At 76.7% G+C, this 1,284-nt stretch carries 2 protein-coding genes and 1 pseudogene; 2 read left to right on the top strand and 1 reads right to left on the bottom strand.

The features are described 5' to 3' along the window. On the top strand, window positions 1-212 hold a 212-nt coding region (locus OOT08_RS17835; protein ID WP_325094201.1), incomplete at its 5' end, for a CrcB family protein. After that, window positions 209-622 (top strand): fluoride efflux transporter FluC, encoded by a 414-nt coding sequence (locus OOT08_RS17830; protein ID WP_325094200.1) that lies wholly within the window; start codon window positions 209-211, stop codon window positions 620-622. The genes OOT08_RS17835 and OOT08_RS17830, both read left to right, overlap by 4 nt. A 9-nt stretch (window positions 623-631) precedes the next feature. Here OOT08_RS17830 and OOT08_RS17825 read toward each other — a convergent pair. Beyond that, a pseudogene (locus OOT08_RS17825) lies at window positions 632-1,284 on the bottom strand (PLP-dependent aminotransferase family protein); the annotation flags it as partial.

Genomic DNA, 1,284 nt, shown 5'->3' with positions numbered 1-1,284 from the left:
TGCTGCTTGGCGTTGGCCTGCTCGGAGGCTTCACGACGTTCAGCGCGGTCGCCGTGGACACCGTGCGCCTGAGCGAGCAGAGCCTCGCGCTCGGCCTGGGCACCGCGGCGGCGAACGTGGGCCTCGGTATCGCGGCCGCGGCGCTCGGGCTGGCCGGCGGGGCCCGGCTGGGCGCCCGGCGCGGGCCCGCTGCCCCGGGGGGACGCGCGTGACGCCCCCCTCCCCCGGCCTCCTCGCGCTCATCGCCCTCGGGGGCGGCGTCGGGGCCGTGTTGCGCTTCCTCGTCGATTCCGCGCTGACCGCCCGCGCCGCCGCTCCGGGCAGCCGCCCCTTCCCCCGGGGGATCGCCGTCGTCAACGTCACGGGATCCCTCTTGCTCGGCCTCGTCACGGGGGCGCTGGCCGGCATGCCGGGGGCGACGGACTGGCTCAGCGTGCTCGGCGTCGGCGTCCTGGGGGGCTACACGACGCTGAGTACGGCGAGCGTGGACAGCGCCCGCCTCATTGCCGCCGGTAGCCCCCGCGCCGCACTCGGCAACGCGCTCGGGGTCACCCTCCTGTGCGTCCTCGCGGCCTGGGGTGGCCTGGCCCTCGGGTCGCTGTTCGGCTGCGGGCCAGGCTGACCGCTCAGCTCACGGCTCGGCGCGAGCGACCGGGGGCTGCGACCCAGCCTCGCGAACGAGCGCCGCGATCTCGCCGAGCGCGCGGCGCAACCGGGTCACCGGCTCCGCCCCGTACCCGATCACGAGGGCGTTGCCGCCGCGGCCCGGGTCCGCGCTGAGGTCCGCCAGCGTCTCCAGGCGCACGCCGCGCCCGGCGAGGCGATGCTGGGCCGCCGCCGCGTCGATGCCGGGGCCGAGCTCGAGCACCGCGTGCAGGCCGCCGTCGACCGCGGTGAGCCGCGCCGCCGCCCCGAGCCCGCCGAGGGTGTCCAGCACGGCCTCCCGGCGGTGCCGATACTCGCGCCGGGTCCGGGCGACGTAGCGGCGGTATCCGCCGCTCGCGAGAAACTCCGCGAGGGTCGCCTGGGTCGCCGCCGAGACCGTCGGGCCGAGGCTGCCCCGGATCGCCCAGATCGCCTCGCGAAGCTCGCCGCGCCCCCGCAGAATCAGGTACCCGCAGCGCACCGAGGGCGAGAGCGTCTTGTTCAGACTGCCGATGTGGAGCACGCGGCTGGCCTCGTCCAGCGAGGCGATCGCGGGGAGCAGAGCGCCCGAGTACCGGTACTCGCTGTCGTAATCGTCCTCGAGGAGCACCGCCCCCGAGCGTTCGGCCCAGTCCAGGA

Source organism: Leucobacter sp. M11 (assembly GCF_035726885.1).
GTDB lineage: Bacteria > Actinomycetota > Actinomycetes > Actinomycetales > Microbacteriaceae > JAPFRB01.
Note: the sequence above shows the minus strand (reverse complement) of the source record. Positions and strands in the feature narration are given on the sequence as shown.